Here is a 25,144-nt window from a genome sequence, read left to right on the forward strand (position 1 = left end):
GGGCGCTTAGGCCTTCGGGCCGCGCTTCGGGCCGCCGGGACCGCCGGGGCCTCTGGTCCTCGGCCGATCGCCGCCGGGCGCCCCGTCGCGGGGGCCCTTGAAAGGCGCGCGCGCGGGCCGGTCGCCCTGCGGCGCGCGGGACGGACGATCGCCCTGCGGCGCGCGGGACGGACGATCGCCCTGCGGCGCCCAGGTGCGCTCGCCCTGCGGCGCGGACCGGCGCTCGCCCTGCGGCGCAGAATTGCGCTCGCCCTCGGGCTTCGCCCCGCGTCCTTCGCCGCCGCCTTCGGTCTTGCGCCCGAAGGTGGGCTTCGGCCGATCCTGCCGCTTGGCGCGGTCCTCGCGGGCGAGCGTCTGCTTCTCGCTCAGCGGCCGCGCGCCCGGCGCCATCCAGACATTGGCCATGCGGCGGCCGCCGCCCGGGCGCTTCGGCGCCTCGGCCTCCTCGCCCTCGCGCGGCGGGCGATCGCCCCGCGGCGGACGGTCTGGCCGCGCGCCGCGATCCGGGCGGGGACCACGGTCCTGTCCGCGATCGGGCCCGCGCGCGGAGCGATCGCCGCCCGGCTTCTCGAAGCTCTTGCGCTGCGGGCGCGTGTCGAGGCGCCCGAGCGCATCGTCGCGCTTGGCCGCGCCGAACTTCTTGCGGTTCAGCCGGGGCGGCTCGGAGGAGGTGGCCGACACCCACTCGCTGGCCTCGGCGGGCTTGGCCTTGCGCTCGGCCGGGTCCGGCCGCTCGGCCTCCACGACCTTGTTGGTGAAGGTGTTGACGATCGGCGCGTCGAAATCGGCGCCGGATTCCTCGATCAGGCGCTCGCCGAGCTGGTCGCGCAGCATGCGGCCCTTGATCTCGCGCACCGCGCCCTCAGGCAGGTCGCTCAGCTGGAACGGGCCGAAGGAGAGGCGGATCAGGCGGTTCACGTCGAGGCCGAGATGGCCGAGGATGCGCTTGACCTCGCGGTTCTTGCCCTCGCGAAGGCCGAGCGTCAGCCAGACATTGTGCCCCTTCTGTGAGTCCAGCGTCGCCTCGATGGCGCCGTAGAAGACGCCGTCGATGGCGATGCCCTGGCGAAGCTCGTCGAGCTGTCCTTGCGTCACCGAGCCGAAGGCGCGCACGCGATACCGCCGCAGCCAGCCCGTCGCGGGCAGCTCCAGAATGCGCGCAAGACCGCCGTCGTTGGTCAGGAGCAGCAGCCCCTCCGTGTTGATGTCGAGACGGCCGACGCTGAGAACGCGCGGCAGATCCTCCGGCAGGCGGTCGAAGACCGTCGGCCGCCCTTCGGGATCGCGGTTCGTGGTGACGAGCCCGGCCGGCTTGTGGAAGAGCCAGAGGCGCGTGCGCTCGATCGCCGGCAGCGCCTCGTTGTCGACCTCGATCCGGTCGGACGACGTGACGGTGACGGCGGGCGAATCGAGAAGCCGGCCGTTCAGCTTGATGCGGCCATCGGCGATCATGCCCTCCGCGTCGCGACGCGACGCGATGCCGGCGCGCGCCAGACGCTTGGCGATGCGCATGGAGCCGGCGGGCTCGTCGCTCGCAGCGGCTGCAAGCCGGGGCTTGCGGAAACCCTCGGACGAAGACGATCGCGCCTCGTCACGCTTGCCGGACGACCTCGGTCCGTCGCCCTTGCCCGACGACCGGGGCACGCCGTCCGCGACGAGCGGCCGGGGCTTGGGCGGGCGGCCGTCGCGGCCGCCGGTCGATTCCACCGGCCGGCCGAAGCTCTTGCGCGGGGCTCCGCCATCGGGCTTCTCGCCGCGCGCGGGGCGCGGGCCTTCGCCGAGCGGGCGCGGCTTGAACACGCGGCGCTTTTCGCCGTCTCCTCCGGCACCGCCCCGTCCGGGGCTGCGCGGGCGGGAACCCTTGTCGTCGTTGTCGGTCTTGTCGGTCATCGGCTTGGCCCTTTTCGCAACGACCGATATCAGGTCCGGCAGGCCCGTGCGAGTGACGCGAGGGCGAGAGGACGCGGGAACGATGGCGCGCGGAAATCCCATGGAACTGGCGCTTCGCGAAGCGCATGCGGCGGCCGGGCGGGGGGAAGTGCCCGTCGGCGCGGTGATCGTGTGCGAGGAGGTGGTGGTGGCGGCGGCCGGAAACCGCACGCGCGAATTGTTCGATCCGACGGCCCATGCCGAGATCCTCGCGATCCGGCAGGCCTGCGCCCACTTGAGCCGGGAACGGCTGACGGGCTGCGATCTCTACGTGACGCTGGAGCCTTGCGCCATGTGCGCCGGGGCGATTTCCTTCGCCCGGCTGCGGCGGCTCTATTTCGGCGCCGGCGACATCAAGGGCGGCGCGGTGGAGAACGGGCCGCGCTTCTTCGCGCAACCCACCTGCCACCATGCGCCCGACGTCTATTCCGGCATCGCCGAAAGCGAGGCGGCCGCGATCCTCACGGATTTCTTCAAGGGCCGCCGATAGGCGAGGTCAGAACGGCAGGATGCCGCGGATCTTGGAGCCGAGGCTCTCGTCCTTCTTGTAGCGCGCTTCCTTCACGCGCTCGTCGAGGCCGGGATCGCCGGCCGGGGCGGAGGCTGCCGGCTGGCGATAGGCGATCGGCGGCTCGGAGAGATACTTGCGCTGGGTCGGGCTGCCCTGGCGGCTTTCCTTCAGACGCTCGCGGAAGCCCTCGCCGCCGCTCTTCATCTCCTGCACGGACAGGGTGGTCGAGCCGTTGTCGCGCGACGAGCCGGCATTGTAGGTGTTGGCGGCGATCGCCTCGTCCTCGATGCCTTCCTTGCGCGAGAGCATGACGTCGACGGGCAGAGCGCCGTCGGCCTTGCCGGCCTTGGCATCCGCCGCCGCCTTGATGCGGGCGCTGCGCTGCTCCGGCGATTCCGGCCAGCTCGGATCGCGCGTGGCGTCGATCTTCTCCTGCGGCGCGGGAAGCGCCCCGATCTGCTTCGGCCGCACCAGCTCGGCGCGCGGCGCGTAGTCGATCTTTTCCTTGTTGGTCGAGGAGCCCAGCGTCAGCATGCCGTCGAGATCGTTGAACAGCTGCGCTCCCTGCGACTGGCCCGTGCCGTAGGTCGGCCCGAGGCAGCCCGAAAGCGCAAGGCCCGCGCAGAGAACGAGACCGGTGGTGGCGAAGCCGCTGAACTGTCGAAGCATCATCTGGCGCTCGGCCCCCTTGCCGATCGGTTCCCTGCCGGATGCGGGGATCACCGTCATAGTGCCCGGCCCGTCGCATGGAAATTGGTCCAATTGCGGGCTCTCCTTAAAGAAGTTCCCGCGATCAGACAAGAAACGCGCCGCTGTTGCCGGCCGGCAACGGCGGCTTGTTCACAGCCGGCCGAGCGCCGCCAGCTCGCGAAGCGCCGACGCATCGCGCGCCGAGACGTCGGGATAGGCGGGGTCGGAGCCGACATCGTCGGTGATCCGCCAGGACCGCGCGCATTTGGTGCCGGCCGCAAGCTTCGGCAGAACGGCGATGCCGGGCGTGTCGGGAAGCGTGAAGGCCCCTTCCGGCGCGGCCTCGCCCGAAATCTCGATGCCGCTGGTGATGGCGATCTCGGAGAAGTCGAGGGAGGCGACGAGCGCGCGAAGCTCGCCATCCGCGATGAAGACGGTGGGCGCTGCCTCCAGCGAGGAGCCGATCCGCTTGGCGCGGCGCTCCTCTTCCAGCGCGCCCAGCACGACGCGGCGCACGCGGCGGATCTTCGCCCATTTCGCCGCCAGCGCCTCGTCGGTCCAGGCCGCCTCGACCGGGAGGAACTGCTCCAGATGCACCGAGCCCGAGCCCGGACGGCGCGAGCCCCAGGCCTCCTCCATGGTGAAGGGCAGCATCGGCGCCAGCCACGTCACGAGCCGGTCGAAGATCTCGCGCACCACCTGGAGCGAGGCCAGCCGGCGCCGCGAGGACGGCGCGTCGCAGTAGAGCGTGTCCTTGCGGATGTCGAAATAGAAGGCGGAAAGCTCGACCACGGAGAAGTCGAGCAGCGTGCGCGCCACGCGCTTGAAGTCGAAGGCGTCGTAGCCAGCCCGCACCACGCCGTCGAGCTCGGCGAGACGATGCAGCATCAGCCGCTCCAGCTCCGGCATGTCGGAGAGGGGCAGGCTCTCGCCGGTGTCGTGCGCGAGCGTGCCGAGCATCCAGCGGATCGTGTTGCGCAGCTTGCGATAGGCGTCGATGTTCGTCTGGAGGATCGTCTTGCCGAGGCGCAGATCCTCCGAATAATCCGACGAGACCACCCAGAGCCGCAGGATGTCGGCGCCCGATTGCTGGATCACCTCCTGCGGCGTCACGACATTGCCGAGGGACTTGGACATCTTGCGCCCCTCCTCGTCCATGACGAAGCCATGCGTCAGCACCGCGTCGTAGGGCGCCCGCCCCCGCGTGCCGCAGGATTCGAGCAGCGAGGAGTGGAACCAGCCGCGATGCTGGTCGGAGCCTTCGAGATAGAGGTCGGCGGGCCATTTGAGGTCCGGCCGCTTCTCCAGGCAGAAGGCGTGGGTCGAGCCGGAATCGAACCAGACGTCGAGAATGTCGCGGACCATGGTCCATTTCGCGCCGTCATGCGCATTGCCGAGGAAGCGCTCCTTGGCGCCCTCCGCGAACCAGGCATCCGCGCCCTCGACCTCGAAGGCCTGAAGAATGCGCGCATTGACCGCCTCGTCCTTCAGGACATCGCCGTCCGCATCCACGAAGACGCAGATCGGAACGCCCCAGGCGCGCTGCCGGGACAGGACCCAGTCCGGCCGGTCCGCGATCATGGCGTGCAGGCGGTTCTGTCCGGCGGCGGGCACGAAGCGCGTCTCGGAGATCGCCTTGAGGGCGCGGCCGCGCAGCGTGTCGCCTTCGGCCAGCGCGCCTTCCGGCAGGCCGTAGCCGCCGAGGTCCTTGTCCATATGGACGAACCATTGCGGCGTGTTGCGGTAGATGATCGGCTTCTTGGAGCGCCAGGAATGCGGGTACTGATGCTTCAGCCGCCCGCGCGCCAAAAGATTGCCCCGGGCGACCAGCGCCTCGATGACGCGCTTATTGGCGTCGCCTTTCTTGCCCTTGTCGTCGATGACGCGCGCCGGCCCGCCCTCGGCGCCCGGGCCGAAGCCGGGGGCATCCTTGGTGTAGAAGCCGTCGTCGTCGACGGTAAAGGGGATCGCCGTGTCGATGCCGCGCGCCTCCATGGCGCGCCGCGCATCCATGAAGGCGTCGAAATCCTCCCGGCCATGGCCGGGCGCGGTGTGGACGAAGCCCGTGCCGGCATCGTCCGTCACATGCTCGCCGAAGAGCAGCGGCACGGCGAACTCGTACCCGCCGCCGAGCCCCTTCAGCGGATGGTCCACGGTGAGGAGTTCGAGTTCGGCGGCCCCGACATCCGCTACGCGCACGAAGCCGCCGGCCTCGACGCGCGCCTTGGCGAAGACCTCGGCGGCCAGCTTGTCGGCGAGGACGAAGCGCTCGCCGAAGCGCGCCCAGCGGGGGTTTTCCGCATCGTCGGGCGCCGTCACCTCGTAGAGGCCGTAGGCGATCTTCGGGTTATAGGTGATGGCGCGGTTGCCCGGCATGGTCCAGGGCGTCGTCGTCCAGATGACGACCGAGGCGCCGTCGAGCGGGCCGGCATCGGGCGATCCGGCCTTCGGAAAGCCGGAAATGCCGCCCTTGAAGGCCGGCGCGAAGCCGTTCTCGGCCGGCCGCACCGGAAACTTCACCCAGACCGTGTCGGACTCGTAGTCCTCGTACTCGATCTCGGCTTCCGCGAGCGCGGTCTTCTCGACCACCGACCACATGACCGGCTTGGAGCCGCGATAGAGCTGGCCGGACATGGCGAATTTCAAAAGCTCGCCCGCGATCACGCTCTCGGCGGGAAAGGCCATGGTCAGGTAGGGGTCCTTGAAGTCCCCCTCGACGCCGAGGCGCCGGAACTCGGCCGACTGCACGCCGACCCAATGCGCGGCGAAGGCGCGGCACTCGGCGCGGAACTCGTTGACGGGAATTTCGTCCTTGTTCTTGCCCTTGGCGCGATACTGCTCCTCGATCTTCCACTCGATGGGAAGGCCGTGGCAGTCCCAGCCCGGCACGTAGTTCGCGTCGTAGCCGCGCATCTGGAAGGAGCGCGTGATGACGTCCTTCAGGATCTTGTTCAGCGCGTGGCCGATATGGAGCTGGCCGTTGGCATAGGGCGGGCCGTCGTGGAGCACGTATTTCGGCCGGCCGGCGGCCTCCTCGCGCAGGCGCTTGTAGAGGTTCTCGCTGTCCCAGCGAGCGACGATCTCCGGCTCCTTCTGCGGCAGACCCGCGCGCATCGGGAACGCGGTCTCGGGAAGATAGAGGGTCTTGGAATAGTCGATCGCGGCGTCGGCGCTCATCGGATGGAACTTCTCGGCTGGTGCGGCCCGGCGCGCCGGAGGGCGGGCGCTCGATGACCTCGAAAACGGGAAACGACGCCCGGCCGATGCGGCGGGGCGGACGGTCGGCGGGGCTCCCGGTCCCCGCGCGTCCGGGCCTTGGTCAGGCCGCGCGCGGAGCCGGGCGAATAATTCGCCTTATATCCGTATGAAAAGAGCTCATCGGGGCTTCTCTACCGCCCCGCCCGCCGCGGCGGCAAGGTCTTTCGTCAGAAGGCGATCGCCCGGTCGAGCGGCGAGAGCGGCTCGGCGCCGGCAAGAAGCCCGCGCGCGACCTCCGAATCCTTGTCCATCTGGCGCACCAGCGCCTCCACGCTCTCGAAGCGCTCCTCGCCGCGCAGGAAGGCGAAGAGCGAGATCTCGCAGACCTCGCCATAGAGATCGCCGGAAAAGTCGAAGACGAAGGTCTCGAAGATCGCCGCCCCGTTGTCGAAGGTCGGCCGGCGGCCGTAGCTCGCGACGCCCCCATGGAGCGTGCCGTCGGCGCGGCGCAGGCGCACGGCGTAGATGCCGTGGCCGAGCATGTCGTCGGAAAGAACCATGTTGGCGGTGGGATAGCCGAGCGTTCGCCCGAGCTGCTGCCCGCCCGTGACCGGGGCCTCCAGCGTCCAGCGATAGCCGAGAAGGGCGGCGGCCTCCGCGGGGCGCCCGGCGGCCAGATGCTCGCGGATGCGGCTGGAGGAGACGGTCGCCCCGCCCTCGTCGAGAAAGGCCTCGACGACGGTGACGCCGAACCCGTGGCGTGCGGCGGATTCGGCGAGGAAGAGCGGCGTGCCGAGCCGCCCGGCGCCGAACTGGAAGTCGAAGCCGACGACGACGTGGCGCGCCTTCAGCCGGTCGAGCAGCACGATCTTCACGAAATCCTCGGCCGACAGCGAGGCGAAGTCGCGGTCGAAACGGTGCTCCACGACGGCGGTATAGCCGAGCGCCGCCAGAAGTCGCGCCTTCATCGGCGCCGGCGTCAGGCGCGGCACGGGCCGCGAGAGCGCGAAGACGGTGCGCGGATGGGGCTCGAAGGTGAGGCAGACCAGCGGCCGCCCCAGCCCCTCGGCAATGCCCCGCGCGGTTTCGAGCACGCTCTGGTGGCCGCGATGCACGCCGTCGAAATTGCCGATGGCGACGACGCAGCCCGCAAGGTCGGCGGGCAGGTCGGCCGGATCGGCGAAGCGGCGGATCGCGGGCTCGCTCATGCCAGCGTCGGCATGAAGTAGCGGGCGGAGAGGCCCTGGCCGGACAGTGCCTCGGCCAGCGCCGCCGCGCCGGCATGGGCGCCGCCCAGCTCCTCGCCGTGAATACCGCCGACGACGAGCAGCGCGTCGATCCCGGCATTGTTGGCGCCGCGGATATCGGTGTTCAGCCCGTCGCCGATGGCAAGGATCGCCGAGCGGTCGGAAAGGCCGGCGCGATCCTCGGCGACCGCGTAGATCGGCGCATGCGGCTTGCCCGCCATGCGCACCTCGCCGCCGAGCGCGGCATAGTCGCGTGCCAGCGCCCCGGCGCACCAGATGAGGCGCCCGCCGCGATGGACCACGATGTCGGGATTGGCGCAGATCATCGGCAGGCCGCGCGCGGCCAGCCGCGCCAGCTGGTCGGCATAGTCCTCCGGCACTTCCCGCTCGTCGTCGAAGAGACCGGTCGCGACGATCACCTCGGCCTCCGCCTCGCCGACGCGCGCGACGTCGAGGCCCTCGAAGAGATCGGCGTCCCGCGCGGGGCCGAGATGATAGACGCGGCGGCCGCCCGCCGAGATGAGGGCGCGCGTCACGTCGCCGGAGGTCACGATCGCGTCGTAGGCCTCGCGCGTCACGTCCAGCATATCCAGCTGCGCGCCGACGGCGGCGGAGGTGCGCGGCGAGTTGGACACGAGCACCACGGTGACGCCCGCCTTGCGGGCGGCGAGCAGCGCGGCCTCGGCGGAGGGCGACTTCTCCTCGCCATTGTGGAGAACGCCCCAGATGTCGCAGAAGATCGCGGAATAGGCGCCGGCGATTTCGGCAAGGCCCGGCGTCGCGACCAAGGCCGGCGCGGTCGAAGCGCCCGCCGTCATGGGAAGACCTCGCCGGCCGCCTTGCGGGAAGCGGGCCGCGCCGTCCAAAGCCTTGCGGCGCGCTTCGAGTGATCCGGTGTGGTCCGCATCGGTCCGCCTTCCAGGCCTTGCCCTCCGGCCGGCTTTCCGGCGGTCGGGCATATGGGTCTTCAGGGCTTTGGCGATAGTCAGGCCCGCGCCCGGGGTCAAGCCGAGCCGGGCCGCGTCACGATCGCCCGCGCGCTTCCGCGCGGCTTACGGCGGCGAGGCCATGTCGGATGGCGGTTTGACCGGAAAGGCCGGCGATCCCGCACCCGGCCAGGAATGTCCCGACCGACTTGCAGCGACAAGCTTAAGGATTCGCTCTCCAAGGCCGCGAGCCGTCGACGAATTTGCAGAGACAGGTCAAGCCGTTGAAGGCGCGATGGAAAACATGGGAAGACCGGCATCCCGGGCCTCGCCGGAGCGGCTCTAAAGCTGGCGCGAAGCTTGACAGAAGCGGGGGGAACCGCCTATCTCCGCCTCGCTAGCACTCGCCCTCGGTGAGTGCCAACCAATAGGACCGGACGCCGCTCGAGGGTCCGGCCTCTGTTTATCGAGCTGAAGGTTCCAGACCATGGCTACAACCAACTTTCGTCCTCTTCATGACCGCGTCGTCGTCAAGCGCGTCGAGTCCGAGACCAAGTCGGCCGGCGGCATCATCATCCCCGACACCGCCAAGGAGAAGCCGCAGGAAGGCGAGATCGTCGCAGCCGGCCCCGGCGCCCGCGACGAGAGCGGCAAGATCCAGCCGCTGGACGTGAAGACGGGCGACCGCGTCCTCTTCGGCAAGTGGTCGGGCACCGAGGTCAAGCTGAACGGCGAAGACCTTCTGATCATGAAGGAATCCGACATCATGGGCATCGTCGGCTGAGCCTTCGCCGCGACCTCTGATTCCCTTTCATCTCATCTGAAACGGCGTGGCCTTCGGGCACGTCGAGGAGACCACCAACATGGCAGCCAAAGAAGTCAAGTTCGGCCGTGACGCTCGCGAACGCATGCTCCGTGGCGTCGACATCCTCGCGGATGCCGTCAAGGTAACGCTCGGCCCCAAGGGCCGTAACGTCGTGATCGACAAGTCCTTCGGCGCTCCGCGCATCACCAAGGACGGCGTCTCCGTCGCCAAGGAGATCGAGCTCGAGGACAAGTTCGAGAACATGGGCGCGCAGATGCTGCGCGAAGTGGCCTCGAAGACCAACGACAAGGCCGGTGACGGCACCACCACCGCGACGGTCCTGGCCCAGGCCATCGTCCGCGAGGGCGGCAAGGCGGTCGCCGCCGGCATGAACCCGATGGATCTCAAGCGCGGCATCGACATGGCCGTCGCCAAGGTCGTCGAGTCCCTGCTCTCCTCGGCCCGCAAGATCGAGACCTCCGACGAGGTCGCCCAGGTCGGCACCATCTCCGCCAATGGCGAGAAGGAAATCGGCCAGATGATCGCCTCGGCGATGCAGAAGGTCGGCAACGAGGGTGTCATCACCGTCGAGGAAGCCAAGACCGCCGAGACCGAGCTCGAAGTCGTCGAAGGCATGCAGTTCGACCGCGGCTACCTCTCCCCCTACTTCGTGACCAATGCCGAGAAGATGGTCGCCGAGCTCGAGGACCCCTACATCCTCCTGCACGAGAAGAAGCTCTCGAACCTCCAGGCTCTGCTGCCGGTTCTCGAGCAGGTCGTCCAGTCGGGCAAGCCGCTCCTCATCATCTCCGAGGACGTCGAAGGCGAGGCCCTGGCCACGCTCGTCGTCAACAAGCTGCGTGGCGGCCTGAAGATCGCCGCCGTCAAGGCGCCCGGCTTCGGTGATCGCCGCAAGGCCATGCTCGAGGACATCGCCGTTCTCTCCGGCGGCCAGGTCATCTCCGAAGACCTCGGCATCAAGCTCGAGAACGTCACGCTCGACATGCTCGGCCGTGCCAAGAAGGTCTCCATCACCAAGGAGAACACCACGATCGTCGACGGTTCGGGCGAGTCCGCCCAGATCCAGGCGCGCGTCGGCCAGATCAAGGGCCAGATCGAGGAGACGACCTCGGACTACGACCGCGAGAAGCTCCAGGAGCGTCTGGCCAAGCTCGCCGGCGGCGTCGCGGTCATCCGCGTCGGCGGCGCGACGGAAGTCGAAGTCAAGGAGAAGAAGGACCGCGTCGACGACGCCCTCAACGCGACCCGCGCGGCCGTCGAAGAAGGCATCGTGGCCGGCGGCGGCGTCGCTCTCCTGCGCGCTTCCAACGCCCTGACGATCAAGGGCGAGAACCAGGACCAGGAAGCCGGCATCACCATCGTGCGCCGCGCTCTTCAGGCTCCGCTTCGTCAGATCGTCATCAACGCGGGTGCCGAAGGCTCCATCGTCGTCGGCAAGGTTCTCGAGAACGCCTCGCAGACCTTCGGCTACAACGCGGCCACCGGCGAGTACGGCGACATGATCCAGATGGGCATCGTCGATCCCGTCAAGGTCGTGCGCTCCGCTCTTCAGGACGCGGCCTCGGTCGCCGGCCTGCTCGTCACCACCGAAGCCATGATCTCCGAAGCTCCCCGCAAGGACTCGGGCTCGGCCGGCGGCATGCCGGGTGGCATGGGCGGCGGCATGGGCGGCATGGGCGGCATGGACTTCTAAAGTCCGGCCTCTCGGCCATCCGGTCGAACGCATTAGAAGGAAAGGGCCCGGCGGCAACGCCGGGCCCTTTCCGCGTTTGGAAGAACGATCCCTCGTTCACAGCTCGTCGGGAATCGATTAGCTTTGCTCTCCAAGGCGAGACCCACGCCTCCTCCCTCCGATCGGGAAGCATCCGACATGCAGGGTCACGGCACCGACGAACCGACTATTCGAGCATCGCGCACAAGGAGGGACTGCAAGGATCGCTCGCGATAGGAGGGTTTTCATGCATCTCTCGGCGCCCATCGTCCGGCTGCGTGCAAAGGCCAGGCAGCGGTCGCGCATCACGAACATTCCGCTCCACGCGGCCCTCGATCAGGTCGCTGCCGAGGAGGGCTTCGAGCGCTGGAGCCTCCTTGCCGCCAAGTCCTCCCGCGCCCACGCAGCCGACGCGATCTTGAGACGGCTCCGGCCGGGGGACATGCTCCTCCTCGCCGGACGTCCCGGCGAAGGCAAGACGCTCTTCGGTTTGGATCTGGCCGCTCAGGCCATGCTGGCCGGCCGGTCTGCGGCCATGTTCTCCCTGGTCTATACCGCGAGAGACGTCCTTGCCCGCCTTGCCGATCTCGGGTGGCAGGCGCAACGGTTCGACGCGCTCTTCCGGTTCTATGATTCCAGCGACATTTCTTCGCGCTACATCATCGAAACTTTGGCGGACGCATCCGTCGGAACGCTGGTGGTGATCGACTATCTTCAGCTGCTCGATCAGAAGCGCGAGCATCCGCCGCTTCTGGATCAGGTGCGGCAGTTGAAAGACTTCGCCATCAGGAAGGGGCTCGTCCTCGCCTTCCTCAGCCAGATCGACCGATCCTACGATCCCGCTGCAAGTCCGATGCCCAGTCTCGGCGACATCTCCACCCCCAATCCTCTCGACCTGTCGCTGTTCGACAAAGCGTGCTTCCTCAACGGCGGCAACGTCCATTTCGAGGCTCTCGCACCGACAGCGGTCTAGAGCCTCAGGTTCATTCCCAACCAGACAGGCTCCAGCTTCCTTTGTCGTTGTTCGTCTTTTCGGAATAACCGGTTTCCACGTATCCGTGAGAAACTCTAGGCGGATACAAAGGCCGGCGGCCTGCCCCATCTAACGCCCCCATGTCGTTCCGGTCGCCTCCGGACGGCACGGCATGGGAGCGGCATGAGCGAGTTTCTTCTGTTCTTCTTCGTCGGCGCCCTCGCCCAGCTCGTCGACGGCGCGCTCGGCATGGCCTATGGCGTCATCTCCTCCACCGTCCTTCTCTCCTTCGGCATTCCGCCGGCGCAGGCCTCGGCTTCGGTTCATGCAGCCGAACTCTTCACCACGGCCGCATCCGGCACTGGCCACATCGTCAATCGCAACATCGACTGGAAGCTCTTCCGGCGGCTGGTGCCCTTCGGCGTCGTCGGCGGAGCGCTCGGCGCCTATGTCCTGACCAGCGTCGACGGCGATGCGATCAAGCCCTACATCGCCGCCTATCTCGGCGCGATCGGCGTGTTCCTCCTCGTGCGCTCGATGCGCGAGGTGCCGCGCCGGCCCGTGCCCCCGCTCGTCGTGCCGCCGATCGCCACGGCGGGCGGCTTTCTCGACGCGATCGGGGGCGGAGGCTGGGGACCGATCGTCACCTCCGGCCTGCTCGGCGCCGGCGGGCAGCCGCGCTACGTCATCGGCACCGTGAACACGGCGGAGTTCCTGGTCGCGCTTACGGTCTCCCTCAGCTTCGCCTTCGCGCTGATCACCGGCCATTGGACGGATGCGCCCGACCTCTTTCAGAATGCGCGCGCCGTCGGTGGACTGATTCTCGGCGGCCTCGTCGTCGCGCCGCTCGCGGGCTACATCGTCCGCAGGATTCCGCAGGCTTGGCTGCTGCGCGCGGTCGCGATCCTCATCTGCGTCCTCTCCGCGACCCAGGCCTACCAACTCCTCGAATGAACCTTTGGTTAGGTTGGAACGCGCTGGCCGGACCCGCATTGTAGGAGGGAAGCCAAGCGCGACCGGCGCGGGCACAAAAGCTCAAGGATGATCACCATGGCCATCGACAAGCACGAAGTTTCCGGCACCCTCAAGCAGGCTGGCGGCGCCATCAAGGAAGCGGCCGGCAAGCTGGTCGGCAACGAGCGGATGGAAGCAGAGGGCGAAATCCAGCAGACCGAAGGCAAGGTCGAGAAGAATGCCGGCAAGGTGAAGGGCGCGGTGAAGGATCAGTTCAGCTGATCCGACGACCCCCGACATCTGTCTGACAAGGGCCGCTTCCGAAAGGGAGCGGCCTTTTTCGTCGCCTCCGCCCGCCTCGTCTTTGTCCTTCGTTTTCCGAACGGTCCGTCAACCGAACGAATGGAATTTGCCAGTCGCCCTTGCCTTCCCGCGAAGGGAACCATCTGTCACTTTGGAACCATACCAGAGAGCGGTCCTGCGGGCGGGCCCTGCGACGACCTTGGTCGCGGCAACGCCCGAGCCCCAACGCACCGCCGACAACCCCTTTCGGAAGGAGAACGAGCTTGATCACCTTCACGCTCAACGGCTCGGAACGCAGCTTCGACGGCGATCCGGAGACCCCGCTCCTCTGGGTGATCCGCGACGCCGAGAAGCTGACCGGCACGAAATACGGCTGCGGCGTCGCCCAATGCGGCGCCTGCACGGTCCATATGGACGGCATGACCCGTCGCTCCTGCATCACGCCGATCTCGACGGCCGAGGGCTCCGACATCGTCACGATCGAGGGCGTCGAGGGCGCCGAGGCCGAGGCGATCCGCAAGGCCTGGGTCGCGATCGACGTGCCGCAATGCGGCTACTGCCAGTCCGGCCAGATCATGTCGGCCGTCTCGCTGCTCCAGACCGTGCCGAAACCGACGGACGCCGATATCGACGGCGCCATGGCCGGCAACATCTGCCGCTGCGCCACCTATCAGCGCATCCGGCAGGCCATCCACGATGCCGCGAATTCGATGGAGGGCTGATTCCATGACGATCCAGAATTTTCGTCCGACCCGCCGCGCCTTTCTGGCCGGCAGCGGTCTCGTCATCGGCCTCAGCCTCGCGCCCAAAGCCTTCGCGGGGCCTGCCAGCCAGGGCGTTCCCGCCGGCGGCGCGGCGGGCTTGAAGGAGATCAACGCCTTCGTGAAGATCGGCACCGACGACACGGTGACGATCCTCTCCAAGCATATCGAGTTCGGCCAGGGGCCCTTCACCGGTCTTGCCACGATCGTCGCCGAGGAGCTCGACGCCGACTGGGCGCAGATGCGCGCGGTCCACTCGCCCGCCGACGACAAGGTCTACGCCAATCTCGCCTTCGGCCTGCAGGGCACGGGCGGCTCCACCGCCATCGCCAATTCCTACGAGCAGATGCGCAAGGCCGGCGCCACGGCCCGCGCCATGCTGGTCGCCGCCGCCGCCGAGGACTGGGGCGTCCCGGCCGCCGAGATCACGGTCGAGAAAGGCCGCATCCGGCACGCCGCCTCGGCCCGCGAGAGCGGCTTCGGCGCTTTCGCGGACAAAGCCGCGGCCCGGACGCCGCCGGAGAATCCGACGCTCAAGGACCCGTCGACCTTCCAGCTGATCGGCACCGATCGGCCGAAGCTCGACACGATCGAGAAGACCACCGGCAAGGCCGTCTTCACCCTCGATGTGCTCGCCGACGACATGCTCTATGCGAGCGTCGCCCACCCCGCTCATTTCGGCGCGACGGTCGCCTCCGTCGACGCCTCCGAGGCGCTCGCGATCCCCGGCGTCGTGGACGTCAAGCAGATCCCGCAGGGCGTCGCGGTCTTCGCCGAAAACACGTTCGCGGCGCTGAAGGGCCGTCAGGCGCTGAAGATCGAGTGGAATCTCGACAAGGCCGAGACGCGCTCCTCCCGGCAGATCGAGGCCGACTACGTCAAGCTCTACGACGAGACGGGCTTCGAGGCGGCCAAGACGGGCAATGTCGAGGAGGCCTTCGCCAAGGACGGCTCGATCTCGCTCGAAGCCGACCTTGTCTTCCCCTTCCTCGCCCATGCGCCGATGGAGCCGCTGGACGCGGTCTTCGTGCCCGCAGATGACGGATCGGTCGATCTCTACAACGGCGCGCAGTTTCCGGGCCAGGACAAGGCGGCGGTGGCCGACATTCTGGGTCTCGACCCCGCCAAGGTCCGCGTCAACACGCAGCTCGGCGGCGGCTCCTTCGGCAGGCGCGCGCAGTTCGGCTCGCCCTTCATCCGCGAAGCGACCGAGGTCTTCAAGGCGAGCGGCGCCAAGCGCCCCGTCAAGTTCATGTGGACGCGCGAGGACGACATTCGCGGCGGCTTCTACCGCCCGATGTACGCCCACCGCATGAAGGCCTCGATCGACGCGCAAGGCCGCATCACCGGCTGGCGCCAGTCGATCGTCGGCCAGTCGATCATGGCGAAGGCCGAGCTCGACGAGACCTCCGTCGAGGGCGCGGCGAACCCGCCCTACGACATCCCGAACCTCCACGTCGTCTCGCACAACACACAGCTGCCCGTGCCCGCCCTCTGGTGGCGCTCGGTCGGCCACACCCATACGGGCTTCGCCGTCGAGACCTTCGTGGACGAGCTTCTGGAGCGCGTCGGCAAGGACCCGGTCGAGGGCCGCATGGCCATGCTCGGCAAGGAGCCGCGCCATCGCGGCACGCTGAAGACCGTGGCCGAGATGGCCAAGTGGGGCGAGCCCGTGCCGGAGGGCCGCTCGCGCGGCGTCGCCGTCGTGAAGAGCTTCGGCACCTATGTCGCGCAGATCGTGGAGGTCTCCTCCGAGAATGGCAGCCCGCGCGTCCACAAGGTCTGGGTCGCGGTGGACTGCGGCGTCGCGATCAATCCGAACGTCATCCGCGCGCAGATGGAAGGCGGCGTCGGCTACGGGCTGGGCGCGGTGCTCTTCGACGAGGTGACGCTCGGCGAGGGCGGGCGCATCGTTCAGTCGAACTTCCACGACTACCGGTCTTTGCGCATCAACGAGATGCCGGAGGTGATCGTCGAGATCGTGCCCTCCGCCGAGCCGCCGACCGGCGTCGGCGAGCCCGGCGTTCCGCCCGTCGGCCCCGCCGTCGCCAATGCCTGGCGCCGGCTCACGGGCACGCCGGTGCGCCGCCTGCCGATCGTTCCCGTGGTGGTCTCGTGAAGGTCTCGCCGATGAAGAGCATGCTCCTGACGGCCGGCCTCGTCGCCGCCTTCGGCCTGCCGCTGGTCCTGCCCGCCCCGGCGCAGGAAGCGGCGGCCCCGGCCGCACCTTTGAAGACCGTGTCCGACTTCGATTCCATCGCCGACGAGACTGAGCGCTCGATCGCGATCTTCGAGGAGACGGGCAAGGTCCTTCAGCATCCGCGCTGCGTGAACTGCCATCCGGCGGGCGATCGCCCCTTGCAGAACATGGACATGAAGCTGCACCAGCCGCCGGTCTTCCGGGGCGATGCGAATTTCGGCCTGCCCGGCATGCAGTGCACCACCTGCCACGGCCCGGCCAACGTGGACGTCGTCGCGCAGGCGGAGGGCATCCAGTCCATTCCCGGCGATCCCAACTGGCATCTGGCGCCGATCGAGATGGCTTGGCAGGGCAAGACGCTCGCCGAGATCTGCGTCCAGATCAAGGACCAGAACCGCAACGGCGGCAAGACCTTGGCAGAGATCGTCGAGCACATGGGCAAGGACCATCTCGTCGGCTGGGGCTGGAACCCCGGCAAGGGACGCGAGCCCGTGCCCGGAACGCAGGAACAGTTCGGCGCGCTCTACGAAGCCTGGGCCGCGACCGGAGCGCATTGCCCGGCGGGGTAAGGCGCGGGCGGATTGGCATCGGGAGACCTTGTCGCCTACATTGGAGATGTGAGGCGACGAGGGTTCTGCCATGATGATCTTGGATAAGTGGCGCGAGAACAGGACGCAGGTCGAGAATGCCGGTCGCGATGCTCTTTCGCTCGCGAAAGAAGCCGATGTCCCCGCCTATTACATGGACGACACTCTCGGGCGGGGAATCGTGAAGGAGATGCCGGATGGTCGCCGCTTCCTTGTCAGCTACGGGGACGGGCGGGAGAACGTGGTAGCCGCTCTCGGTCCCCGTGACCGGTGATGTGAGGCCCGCCGCCTACTGCACGATCTTCGCCGGACCCAACGGCTCCGGCAAGTCGACGCTCTATCCGGCATTGGACCCCGTCGGCGAGTTCGTGAACGCCGACGTTGTCGCTCGTCAGATAGCTCCGCATGATCCGGCCGGGGCTTCGATGAACGCAGGACGCCTCGTCCTTGCGAAGATCGACAATGCGCTGAACCAAAAAAGAAGCTTCGTCTACGAAACGACGCTGAGCAGTCGGCAGTCCATCGCCGTTATGGAGCGATGCAGATCGCTCGGTTACGAAATTGCCCTCGTCTACGTCACCCTTCGCAGCCCGGACCTGAACGTCCAGCGAGTCGCAGAACGTGTCGCGCGCGGCGGCCATCATATCGAGGAGGCGGTCATCCGCCGCCGATATGAGACGGCCTTCAGCCGTCTGCCGTCCGCCCTTGCGTTGGCCGATACGGCCCTGATCTTCGACAACAGCGATATCGGTGCCGTCCTGCTTCTGGCGGTCGAAAAGGGCCACATCGCCAGCAAGCATCTCGATCGAGACACGCCGCTTCATCTGCGACTGGCCCATGCCGCGGCAGACGCCCTTCAGACGGACGTCGAAGCTTTCTTCTAGAAAGACGCGATCGTCGGGCGAAAGCGCGGCGTTCGTATTCGAACGAGAGGGAGGATCGATCACCTCCGGCCGACCTCCTGCCGAGCGACCTCAAACCGATTTTACCCCTGCCCTCCCCTTCCGATCCAGGCCCCGCGCGCTTATGGCTTCGCTCCAGACACCTGTCCGTGATCTGAGGGAAGGCACCGCCGACATGAGCACACGCCGCGAGACCGATACGTTCGGCCCGATCGAGGTCGAGAGCGACAAGTACTGGGGCGCGCAGGCGCAGCGCTCGCTCGGCAATTTCAAGATCGGCTGGGAGAAGCAGCCGCTGCCGATCGTGCGCGCACTCGGCATCGTGAAGCGGGCGGCGGCCGAGACCAATCTGGCGCTCGGGCGGATCGACAAGGGCATCGCCGAGGCGATCGTGAAAGCCGCCGACGAGGTCATCGAGGGCAAGCTCGATCAGCATTTCCCTCTGGTCGTCTGGCAGACGGGCTCGGGCACGCAGTCCAACATGAACGCCAACGAGGTGATCTCGAACCGCGCGATCGAGATGCTGGGCGGCGAGATGGGCTCCAAGAAGCCGGTCCATCCGAACGACCACGTCAACATGAGCCAGTCGTCGAACGACACCTATCCGACGGCCATGCACATCGCCTGCTCGGAAGAGCTGGTGCACCGGCTCGTGCCCGCGCTGAAGGTCCTGCACAAGGCGCTGGACGACAAGGCAAAGGCGTTCGAGCCCATCATCAAGATCGGCCGCACCCACACGCAGGACGCAACGCCCCTGACGCTCGGCCAGGAGTTTTCCGGCTACACGACGCAGGTCGCCAACGGCATAGCCCGCATCGAGATGACCCTGCCCGCGCTGATGCAGCTCGCCCAGGGCGGCACGGCCGTCGGCACCGGGCTGAACGCGCCGATCGGCTTTGCCGAAGGCGTCGCCGAGCGGATCGCCGCCATCACGGGCCTCGCCTTCACCACCGCCCCGAACAAGTTCGAGGCGCTCGCGGCTCACGACGCGATGGTCTTCAGCCACGGCGCCATCAACACGGTCGCCGCCTCGCTCTTCAAGATCGCCAACGACATCCGCTTCCTCGGCTCCGGCCCCCGTTCGGGCCTCGGCGAGCTGCAGCTGCCGGAAAACGAGCCGGGCTCCTCGATCATGCCGGGCAAGGTCAATCCGACCCAGTGCGAGGCGCTGACGCAGGTCTGCGTCCAGGTCTTCGGCAACCATGCCGCCCTGACCTTCGCCGGCAGCCAGGGCCATTTCGAGCTGAACGTCTTCAACCCGGTCATGGCCTACAACTTCCTCCAGTCCGTCCGGCTTCTGGCGGATGCCGCCGTCTCCTTCGCGGAGAACTGCGTCGTCGGGATCGAGGCGCGCGAGGACAACATCAAGGCCGCGCTCGACCGCTCGCTGATGCTCGTGACGGCGCTGGCTCCCACGATCGGCTACGACGCGAGCGCCAAGATCGCCAAGACCGCGCACAAGAACGGCACGACCCTTCGCGAGGAGGCCCTCGCCACCGGTCTCGTTTCCGGCGAGGACTACGACCGCATCGTCGATCCCGCCGCGATGACGCGCCCGGGCTGAAGGTCCAAGACCGGCCTCGCCCAGGCGCAAGCCAGGGCGGGGCCGGACGTGGCTTCCATGGGGCCGACGAGGATGCCCGCGCTTTCGGCGCGCCCGGCGCAAGAGCCGGGCCCGAAGCGGCTCGCTTCAGGTGTTTCTCAACCCGCGCTCGCGAGACCCAGAAGAGGCAGCCGCGCCGTGTCGGCGGCGCCGTCGAAGCTGACGACGCGGTTTCGGCCGGCGGCCTTGGCGCGGTAGAGGGCCTCGTCGGCCTGGCGCTGGAGACTGTCGGCCGAAAGCGCCGTCTCCGGCGTCGCGCTGGCGACGCCGATGCTGACGGTGACGTATCGCGAGACGGTCGAGCCGGGATTGGCGAGGAGGGAGGCCTCCACCGTCCGGCAGATGCGCTCGGCGGTCAGCATCGCGTCGAAGCCGTCGACGTCGCTGAGGAGAACCAGGAACTCCTCGCCGCCATAGCGCGCGACGTGATCGACCGTCGGGCGGATGCAGTCGGTCAGGACGTTGGCGACCTCGCGCAGGCAGCGGTCGCCCTCCATATGGCCGAGCGTGTCGTTCAGGCTCTTGAAGTGATCGATGTCGCACATGAGGATCGCGACGCGTCCGGGCATGGCCGCTCCGCCGCTCCAGAGTGCGTCGAGCCTCTCCGTCATCCAGCGCCGGTTGGCGACCCCGGTCAAAGGGTCCGTGCGGGCCAGCGTCTCCAGGCGCTGGTTGGCGACGGCGAGATCGGAGACGTGCTTCAGGTCGCGCAGCGAGAGGAGAAACGACTTCTGCGCCAGGATCGCCGTCGTCTGGCTGGCGACGACCGCGCCGGCGAGGCCCGCCGCGAAGATGAGGACCGTCGCCACCGCGCTGGCGGTCTCCACCACCGGATTGCCGAACTGCACGCCGGTCAGGATGAAAATGGCCGATGCCGCGATCGTCCAGGTCCAGGCGGTCGGAATCGAGAAGATCACGATCGCCGTCAAGGCGACGAAGATCATGATGCTCGTGTATCGCTCGTAATATTCGGGCCCTGCGATGACCCCGACCAGCGCGACCGAACAGAGGATCACGAAGGTTCCGCCGACGAGACCGGCATCCTTGAGGACCATGGTCCCGTCGCCGCGATAGAGCGTCACGACGCAGAGGGCGCAGGCCAGGATCATGCCGCCCGGCATGAGAGCGGCGATCAGGACGTCGCGCGGCAGGAAGGTGCAGTTCAAGACGGTGCCGAGGATGTCGATGGCGACGATCCACATCATCCAATGGCGCACGAGCTTGCTCGACTGACGGAAGGTCCGCTCGCGATAGAGCTCGTGCAGCCGGCCTCGCAGGCGGATCTTGCGGGTGCGCCCGGACAGGAGCCGGTCGACCTCGTCGACGAGAACCGGATCTTCCACGAAGGCCCTGCAGCGCTCTATCGCGGCTTGCGCTTCCATGCCGTTCGAGAGACTTCTGAAGACCATATGGAGCGCTCGCTTGACCTCCGCGCATGGTGGGGGCCAAGTCTGAACGAGCCGCTAAAAGACGACCTTCGAGGCGAGAGAGCTCGTCTCAGCGTGAAGAGCGCCTTAAGCTGATCGCGCGAAGCCGCCCCGTTCGGCGCTCACGCGACCGAAGCGAACCGCTTCCGCAGCTCGGCCGTCCGGGCCTCGTCTTCGGCCGAGCGCGCGGCGCGCGTCATCACGAGGCAGGCCTCGGACGCCAGAATCAGACCGTCCGACAGGATCTTCAGCCGGTTGGCGCGCAGCGTCGAGCCGGTCGAGGTGATGTCGACGATGATGTCGGCGGCGCCAGCGGCGGGCGCTCCTTCGGTCGCGCCGAGGCTTTCCACCACGCGATAGCTCTGGATGCCGTGGCCGCGCGAGAAGAAGCCCTGCGTCAGCCGGGCGTATTTCGTCGCGATGCGCATGCGCCGGTGATGGCGGGCGCGAAAGCTGGCCGCGACGTCGTCGAGATCCTCCATGGTCGAGACGTCGACCCAGGCCTCCGGCACCGCCACGATGACGTCGGCCCGGCCGAAGCCGAGGCGCGCGACGATCTCCGTCTTGGCATCGGCATCCGCGATCGTCTCGCGCAAGAGATCCTCGCCGGTGATGCCGAGATCGATGGCGCCGTCGCGCAGCTCGCGCGCGATCTCGGAGGCCGAGAGCAGCACGACGTCCAGTCCGTCGAGCCCCGAGACGGTGGTGCGGTAGCTGCGCGCGTCCTCGACGGGCGCGATGTGGATGCCGGCGCGGGCGAGCGAGGCGACGGCGTCGTCCTTCATGCGGCCCTTGGAGGGGATGGCGAGGGTCAGCGTCATGCTCGGGCTCCGCGCGCGGCCTCGATCCGGTCGAGCCAGACGGAGAAGCCGACCGCCGGGATCGGCGCCTTGGCGCCGAGGAAGGTCAGGAGCCGGTCGTAGCGCCCGCCGCCGGCCAGCGCCTCTGCCGCGCCCGGACGGCGCATCTCGAAGACCAGGCCCGTGTAATAGTCGATCGGCCGGCCGAAGGCGGCGCGGTAGCGGACGGCGCCGAGATCGACGCCCGCCGCCTGAAGCGCCCGGTTGCGCGCCTCGAAGGCGGCGAGCCCCGCCCCCAGCTGCAGGCCCTGGCGTCGGGCAAGGCCGTCGAGGGCGGCGCTCGCCTCCGCCAGCGGCCGGTCGATGGCGAGGAACTCGGTGAGGAGCGCCAGCGAGCCTTCCGACAGGCTGGCCTCGGCGATCTCGACCTTTTCCACGAGCCGCGCGACGATCTCGCCGGGCGTGCGGCCGGCATGGGCGGAGAGCCCGCCCTCCTCCATCCGCGCCTCGACGGCGGCCTTCAGGCTGGCGAGATCGCGGCTCCGGGCGAGCCGGTGCAGCTCGGGGTCGAGCCCGTCGAGAGCGCGTTTGTCGCGGCGGGCGAGATCGTCCAGCGCCGCGCCGAGCAGCTTGTCGTCGCCGAAGGTGCGCACGAGCCGGCGCTGCCAGCCGTCGGGCAGGCCGAGCGCGGCCAGCACCGCCTCGAAGAGGCCCTGGTCGCCGAGCACGATGTCGAGGTCCTCCGGCGCCCCCGCCGCCTCGAGCGCGGCCAGCGCATCGGCCACGGCCCGCGCGTCGGCCGCGGCGGGGTCGGCATGGCCGAGATCCTCGATGCCGGCCTGGCGGAACTCGGAGCCTTCCGCGCGAAGCTGGCGGAAGACGAGGCCGCAATAGGCGTAGCGGCCGGGCAGCACACCCTCCGCCGCGATATGGGCGAGGCAGACGGGAATGGTGAAGTCGGGCCGAAGGCAGAGCTGCTCGCCGCCCTCGCCGCGCGTCAGGAAGATGCGCCGCCGCAGCGCCTCGCCGGCCGTGTCGAGATAGGGATCGGCCGGCTGGAGGATCGGAACGGTGACGACAGCGGCCCCGCGCGCCGCGAAGAGACGGGTCAGCGCGGCGTCCGGGCCGGCATCTTCGGCGACGGGGCTCAAGCGATCAGGCCTTTTCGCCCGAAGCGCCGGCTGCCGAGGACAGGCGATCGGCGGCCTGCGCGTCGAGAATGGCGCGCACGGCGGCGACCAGCTCGGCCTCGGGCACCGTCACCTGCGCCGGGCGCGAGGCGCGCCATGTGGCATTGTCCTCGATCGTCTCGGAGAGGCGCTTGCCCTCCACGAGATCCTTGACCTGAACCGTGCCGGCCGCCTTCTCGTCGCCGCCCTGGATGACGACGCAAGGCGCGTTGCGGCGGTCGGCATATTGGAGCTGCTTGCCGAACTGCTTGGGATTGCCCTGGAACATCTCGACCGGCACGACCGAGCCGGTGTAGCGCCCCTGCGCGTCGCGCGGGTTCAGGCCCTCGCGCAGGCTGACGGTCAGGCGCTGGTAGTCGGCGAGCCGGTCGCGGTCCATGACGGTGACGACGACCGGGCCGGTGCGCTCGTCGGCCTTCAGACGCCCGAGATTCTTCAGCGCGGTCTGGAGACGCGAGACGCCGATGGAAAAGCCGGTCGCCGGCACGGCCTCGCCGCGAAAACGCGCGATCAGCCCGTCATAGCGCCCGCCGCCGCCGACCGAGCCGAACTGAACCTTGACGCCCTTCTCGTTCGTGACGTCGAAGAGCAGTTCGGCCTCGTAGACAGGGCCGGTGTAGTATTCGAGGCCGCGCACGACGGACGTGTCGATCGAGACGCGCGCGTCGTCGTAGCCCGCAGCCCTGCACATGTCGCGGATGGTTTCGAGTTCGCCGAGCCCTTCTGCGACACGCGCATTCTCGCCGAAAGCCTCGCGCGCCTTGGCCAGACGGACACTGCCCGCGCCGTCCGCATCGACGGCCTCGGAGGCAAGACCCGAAACGTCGAAGAGGCGGAGCACGCGGTCGATGCTGTCGGCGTCGAGTTCGGCGCCCTTGGTGAAGTCGCCCTTGCCGCCGCTCTCGTCCAGCCGGCCCTTGCCGAGAAGCTCGCGCACGCCGGCAATGCCGAACTTGTCGAGCTTGTCGAGGGCTCTGAGCACGGTCAGCCGGCGCTCGGCATTCTCGTCGCCGCCGAGGCCGATGGCCTCCAGCACGCCGTCGAGCACCTTCCGGTTGTTCACCCGGATCACGTACTGCCCGCGCTCGATGCCGAGCGCCTCCATCACGTCGGCCATCATCATGCACATCTCGGCGTCGGCGGAGACGCCGGGCGAGCCGACGCTGTCGGCGTCGAACTGCATGAACTGGCGGAACCGCCCCGGCCCCGGCTTCTCGTTGCGGAAGACGTAGCCCGCGCGATAGCTGCGATAGGGCAGCGCGATGTCGTTGAAGTTCTCGGCCACATGGCGGGCGAGCGGCGCGGTGAGGTCGTAGCGGAGCGACAGCCACTCCTCGTCGTCGTCCTGCAGCGAGAAGACGCCCTCGTTCGGCCGGTCGCTGTCGGGCAGGAACTTGCCGAGTGCGTCGGTATATTCGAACATCGGCGTCTCCACCGGCTCGAACCCGTAGCGTTCGTAGACGCCCTTGATGATCTCGATCATCTCGCCTTGCGCCCGAAGATCCGCCGGGCCGCGATCGCCGAAGCCGCGCGGCTGGCGCGCCTTCACCTTGAGGGGTTTTCCGGGCTTGGGAGCCATGAGACACATCCGAGGGACTGGATCGACGACGGCTGGTCGCACCAACGACGGATCGTCAATCAATTTTGACTGATTTTGACCTGCCTCCTATCCGATCGCCCGGAGGATGGAAAGGCGCGCCCTATTCCGCCCGGAGCGCGGGTCGCGTCAGCGCAGCGCGCTCGGCCTCGCAGGCGTCTCTCGCGATGCAGCCCTCGATATGGTCGTTCACGAAGCCCATGGACTGGAGGAAGGCGTAGATCGTGGTCGGCCCGACGAAGGTGAAGCCCCTCGCCTTCAACGCCTTGGAGAGGCGCGTCGAGGCCGGCGTCACCGTGTTCGCCCTCGCATAGGCGATGTCCATCCGGGCCGGGCGCTCGTCCGGGCCGGGCTCGAAGCTCCAGAGGAAGCCGGCGAAGGACAGCCCTTCCGCGCGCATCGCCTCAATGCGTCCGGCATTGTTGATCGCCGAGAGAATCTTGGCGCGATGGCGCACGATGCCGGCATCCAGCACGAGCCGATCGACGTCCTCCGCCGTCATGGCGGCCACGCGCTCGATCCGAAATCCCTGGAAGGCCGCGCGGAACGCCTCGCGCTTGCGCAGGATTGTCAGCCAGGAGAGGCCGGCCTGGAAGCCTTCGAGGCACAGCTTCTCGAAGAGCCTGTCGTCGTCGGCGGACGGGCGGCCCCATTCCTCGTCGTGATACCGCACGTAGTCGGCCAGCCCGCCATGCCAGCGGCAGCGCAGGCGGCCGTCCGGCCGGCGCGTCAGCCCATCCTCGCGCGGCTCGCCCTCGTCGAACGCCCCGCTCTCCTGCGTCTCGATCTCGCCCATGCCTCTTCATGCG

General features: G+C 68.4%; 22 protein-coding genes. 12 read left to right on the plus strand and 10 right to left on the minus strand.

Annotated features, from left to right (window positions below; translation table 11 throughout):
* Positions 1-6 precede the first annotated feature (6 nt).
* Positions 7-1,890, minus strand: coding sequence for a pseudouridine synthase (locus ASG62_RS01030; protein WP_056694606.1), 1,884 nt, complete (start codon positions 1,888-1,890; stop codon positions 7-9).
* An 82-nt stretch (positions 1,891-1,972) separates the two neighbouring features.
* Between ASG62_RS01030 and ASG62_RS01035 the strand changes: the two genes are divergently transcribed.
* Positions 1,973-2,419: a nucleoside deaminase gene (locus ASG62_RS01035; RefSeq protein ID WP_056694605.1), complete on the plus strand. Its 447-nt coding sequence runs from the start codon at positions 1,973-1,975 to the stop codon at positions 2,417-2,419.
* Positions 2,420-2,425: 6 nt separating this feature from the next.
* Here ASG62_RS01035 and ASG62_RS01040 read toward each other — a convergent pair whose 3' ends face one another.
* The 4 genes from ASG62_RS01040 to ASG62_RS01055 form a co-directional block, all read right to left on the minus strand.
* Positions 2,426-3,112 (minus strand): hypothetical protein, encoded by a 687-nt coding sequence (locus ASG62_RS01040; protein ID WP_056694992.1) that lies wholly within the window; start codon positions 3,110-3,112, stop codon positions 2,426-2,428.
* 168 nt (positions 3,113-3,280) lie between these two features.
* Positions 3,281-6,307, minus strand: a complete 3,027-nt coding sequence (gene ileS, locus ASG62_RS01045; RefSeq protein ID WP_056694604.1) for an isoleucine--tRNA ligase — start codon at positions 6,305-6,307, stop codon at positions 3,281-3,283.
* A 248-nt stretch (positions 6,308-6,555) separates the two neighbouring features.
* Entirely contained in the window at positions 6,556-7,536 is a 981-nt protein-coding gene (locus ASG62_RS01050; RefSeq protein ID WP_056694603.1) for a bifunctional riboflavin kinase/FAD synthetase, read from the minus strand.
* Positions 7,533-8,393, minus strand: a complete 861-nt coding sequence (locus ASG62_RS01055) for a TIGR01459 family HAD-type hydrolase (RefSeq protein ID WP_082537192.1) — start codon at positions 8,391-8,393, stop codon at positions 7,533-7,535. Before ASG62_RS01055 ends, ASG62_RS01050 begins: the two co-directional genes overlap by 4 nt.
* A 595-nt stretch (positions 8,394-8,988) precedes the next feature.
* On the opposite strand from ASG62_RS01055, the gene ASG62_RS01060 reads away from it, so the two are divergent.
* The 11 genes from ASG62_RS01060 to fumC all read left to right on the plus strand — a co-directional run bounded on the left by ASG62_RS01060 (position 8,989) and on the right by fumC (position 19,282).
* Entirely contained in the window at positions 8,989-9,285 is a 297-nt protein-coding gene (locus ASG62_RS01060) for a co-chaperone GroES (RefSeq protein ID WP_056694601.1), read from the plus strand.
* A gap of 79 nt (positions 9,286-9,364) precedes the next feature.
* The gene (groL, locus tag ASG62_RS01065; protein ID WP_056694988.1) at positions 9,365-11,020 is read left to right on the plus strand and encodes a chaperonin GroEL; all 1,656 of its coding nucleotides are present in this window, start codon (positions 9,365-9,367) and stop codon (positions 11,018-11,020) included.
* A 265-nt stretch (positions 11,021-11,285) separates the two neighbouring features.
* Positions 11,286-12,011 carry a DNA helicase gene (locus tag ASG62_RS01070; RefSeq protein WP_056694600.1) on the plus strand — a complete coding sequence of 242 codons (726 nt, stop codon included), beginning with the start codon at positions 11,286-11,288 and terminating at the stop codon, positions 12,009-12,011.
* 183 nt (positions 12,012-12,194) lie between these two features.
* Positions 12,195-12,965 carry a sulfite exporter TauE/SafE family protein gene (locus tag ASG62_RS01075; RefSeq protein ID WP_056694597.1) on the plus strand — a complete coding sequence of 257 codons (771 nt, stop codon included), beginning with the start codon at positions 12,195-12,197 and terminating at the stop codon, positions 12,963-12,965.
* Between the two features lie 96 nt (positions 12,966-13,061).
* Complete coding sequence (locus ASG62_RS01080) at positions 13,062-13,247, plus strand: CsbD family protein (RefSeq protein ID WP_200944683.1); 186 nt, start codon at positions 13,062-13,064, stop codon at positions 13,245-13,247.
* Between the two features lie 284 nt (positions 13,248-13,531).
* Positions 13,532-13,990, plus strand: a complete 459-nt coding sequence (locus tag ASG62_RS01085) for a (2Fe-2S)-binding protein (protein ID WP_056694596.1) — start codon at positions 13,532-13,534, stop codon at positions 13,988-13,990.
* 4 nt (positions 13,991-13,994) lie between these two features.
* Positions 13,995-16,148, plus strand: a complete 2,154-nt coding sequence (locus tag ASG62_RS01090) for a xanthine dehydrogenase family protein molybdopterin-binding subunit (protein ID WP_056694595.1) — start codon at positions 13,995-13,997, stop codon at positions 16,146-16,148.
* 11 nt (positions 16,149-16,159) lie between these two features.
* The gene (locus ASG62_RS01095) at positions 16,160-16,798 is read left to right on the plus strand and encodes a hypothetical protein (RefSeq protein ID WP_056694985.1); all 639 of its coding nucleotides are present in this window, start codon (positions 16,160-16,162) and stop codon (positions 16,796-16,798) included.
* A gap of 70 nt (positions 16,799-16,868) precedes the next feature.
* Positions 16,869-17,090 (plus strand): hypothetical protein, encoded by a 222-nt coding sequence (locus ASG62_RS01100; protein ID WP_056694592.1) that lies wholly within the window; start codon positions 16,869-16,871, stop codon positions 17,088-17,090.
* A gap of 1 nt (position 17,091) precedes the next feature.
* On the plus strand, positions 17,092-17,700 hold the full coding sequence (locus tag ASG62_RS01105; protein ID WP_056694588.1) for an AAA family ATPase: 609 nt from the start codon (positions 17,092-17,094) through the stop codon (positions 17,698-17,700).
* Positions 17,701-17,842: 142 nt separating this feature from the next.
* Entirely contained in the window at positions 17,843-19,282 is a 1,440-nt protein-coding gene (fumC, locus tag ASG62_RS01110; protein ID WP_056694587.1) for a class II fumarate hydratase, read from the plus strand.
* 137 nt (positions 19,283-19,419) lie between these two features.
* On the opposite strand, the gene ASG62_RS01115 is transcribed toward fumC, so the two are convergent.
* The 5 genes from ASG62_RS01115 to ASG62_RS01135 form a co-directional block, all read right to left on the minus strand.
* Complete coding sequence (locus ASG62_RS01115) at positions 19,420-20,730, minus strand: GGDEF domain-containing protein (protein ID WP_244487567.1); 1,311 nt, start codon at positions 20,728-20,730, stop codon at positions 19,420-19,422.
* Between the two features lie 140 nt (positions 20,731-20,870).
* Positions 20,871-21,569, minus strand: a complete 699-nt coding sequence (gene hisG / locus ASG62_RS01120; protein ID WP_056694586.1) for an ATP phosphoribosyltransferase — start codon at positions 21,567-21,569, stop codon at positions 20,871-20,873.
* Positions 21,566-22,699: an ATP phosphoribosyltransferase regulatory subunit gene (locus ASG62_RS01125; protein WP_056694585.1), complete on the minus strand. Its 1,134-nt coding sequence runs from the start codon at positions 22,697-22,699 to the stop codon at positions 21,566-21,568. Before ASG62_RS01125 ends, hisG begins: the two co-directional genes overlap by 4 nt.
* Before the next feature lie 4 nt (positions 22,700-22,703).
* The gene (gene hisS, locus ASG62_RS01130) at positions 22,704-24,317 is read right to left on the minus strand and encodes a histidine--tRNA ligase (protein ID WP_056694584.1); all 1,614 of its coding nucleotides are present in this window, start codon (positions 24,315-24,317) and stop codon (positions 22,704-22,706) included.
* Between the two features lie 121 nt (positions 24,318-24,438).
* On the minus strand, positions 24,439-25,131 hold the full coding sequence (locus ASG62_RS01135; protein WP_056694583.1) for a DNA-3-methyladenine glycosylase I: 693 nt from the start codon (positions 25,129-25,131) through the stop codon (positions 24,439-24,441).
* Between the last annotated feature and the right edge of the window lie 13 nt (positions 25,132-25,144).

Source organism: Aureimonas sp. Leaf427, assembly GCF_001425485.1.
GTDB lineage: Bacteria > Pseudomonadota > Alphaproteobacteria > Rhizobiales > Rhizobiaceae > Plantimonas.

Coding starts and splice junctions, on each gene's coding strand:
- ASG62_RS01095 (WP_056694985.1), top strand. CDS start 16,160: ATGAAGAGCATGCTCCTGACGGCCGGCCTCGTCGCCGCCTTCGGCCTG.
- ASG62_RS01060 (WP_056694601.1), top strand. CDS start 8,989: ATGGCTACAACCAACTTTCGTCCTCTTCATGACCGCGTCGTCGTCAAG.
- ASG62_RS01040 (WP_056694992.1), bottom strand. CDS start 3,112: ATGATGCTTCGACAGTTCAGCGGCTTCGCCACCACCGGTCTCGTTCTC.
- ASG62_RS01135 (WP_056694583.1), bottom strand. CDS start 25,131: ATGGGCGAGATCGAGACGCAGGAGAGCGGGGCGTTCGACGAGGGCGAG.
- ASG62_RS01035 (WP_056694605.1), top strand. CDS start 1,973: ATGGCGCGCGGAAATCCCATGGAACTGGCGCTTCGCGAAGCGCATGCG.
- ASG62_RS01080 (WP_200944683.1), top strand. CDS start 13,062: ATGGCCATCGACAAGCACGAAGTTTCCGGCACCCTCAAGCAGGCTGGC.
- ASG62_RS01055 (WP_082537192.1), bottom strand. CDS start 8,393: ATGACGGCGGGCGCTTCGACCGCGCCGGCCTTGGTCGCGACGCCGGGC.
- ASG62_RS01090 (WP_056694595.1), top strand. CDS start 13,995: ATGACGATCCAGAATTTTCGTCCGACCCGCCGCGCCTTTCTGGCCGGC.
- ileS (WP_056694604.1), bottom strand. CDS start 6,307: ATGAGCGCCGACGCCGCGATCGACTATTCCAAGACCCTCTATCTTCCC.
- ASG62_RS01115 (WP_244487567.1), bottom strand. CDS start 20,730: ATGGTCTTCAGAAGTCTCTCGAACGGCATGGAAGCGCAAGCCGCGATA.
- hisG (WP_056694586.1), bottom strand. CDS start 21,569: ATGACGCTGACCCTCGCCATCCCCTCCAAGGGCCGCATGAAGGACGAC.
- ASG62_RS01100 (WP_056694592.1), top strand. CDS start 16,869: ATGATGATCTTGGATAAGTGGCGCGAGAACAGGACGCAGGTCGAGAAT.
- ASG62_RS01070 (WP_056694600.1), top strand. CDS start 11,286: ATGCATCTCTCGGCGCCCATCGTCCGGCTGCGTGCAAAGGCCAGGCAG.
- groL (WP_056694988.1), top strand. CDS start 9,365: ATGGCAGCCAAAGAAGTCAAGTTCGGCCGTGACGCTCGCGAACGCATG.
- ASG62_RS01075 (WP_056694597.1), top strand. CDS start 12,195: ATGAGCGAGTTTCTTCTGTTCTTCTTCGTCGGCGCCCTCGCCCAGCTC.
- fumC (WP_056694587.1), top strand. CDS start 17,843: ATGGCTTCGCTCCAGACACCTGTCCGTGATCTGAGGGAAGGCACCGCC.
- ASG62_RS01050 (WP_056694603.1), bottom strand. CDS start 7,536: ATGAGCGAGCCCGCGATCCGCCGCTTCGCCGATCCGGCCGACCTGCCC.
- ASG62_RS01030 (WP_056694606.1), bottom strand. CDS start 1,890: ATGACCGACAAGACCGACAACGACGACAAGGGTTCCCGCCCGCGCAGC.
- hisS (WP_056694584.1), bottom strand. CDS start 24,317: ATGGCTCCCAAGCCCGGAAAACCCCTCAAGGTGAAGGCGCGCCAGCCG.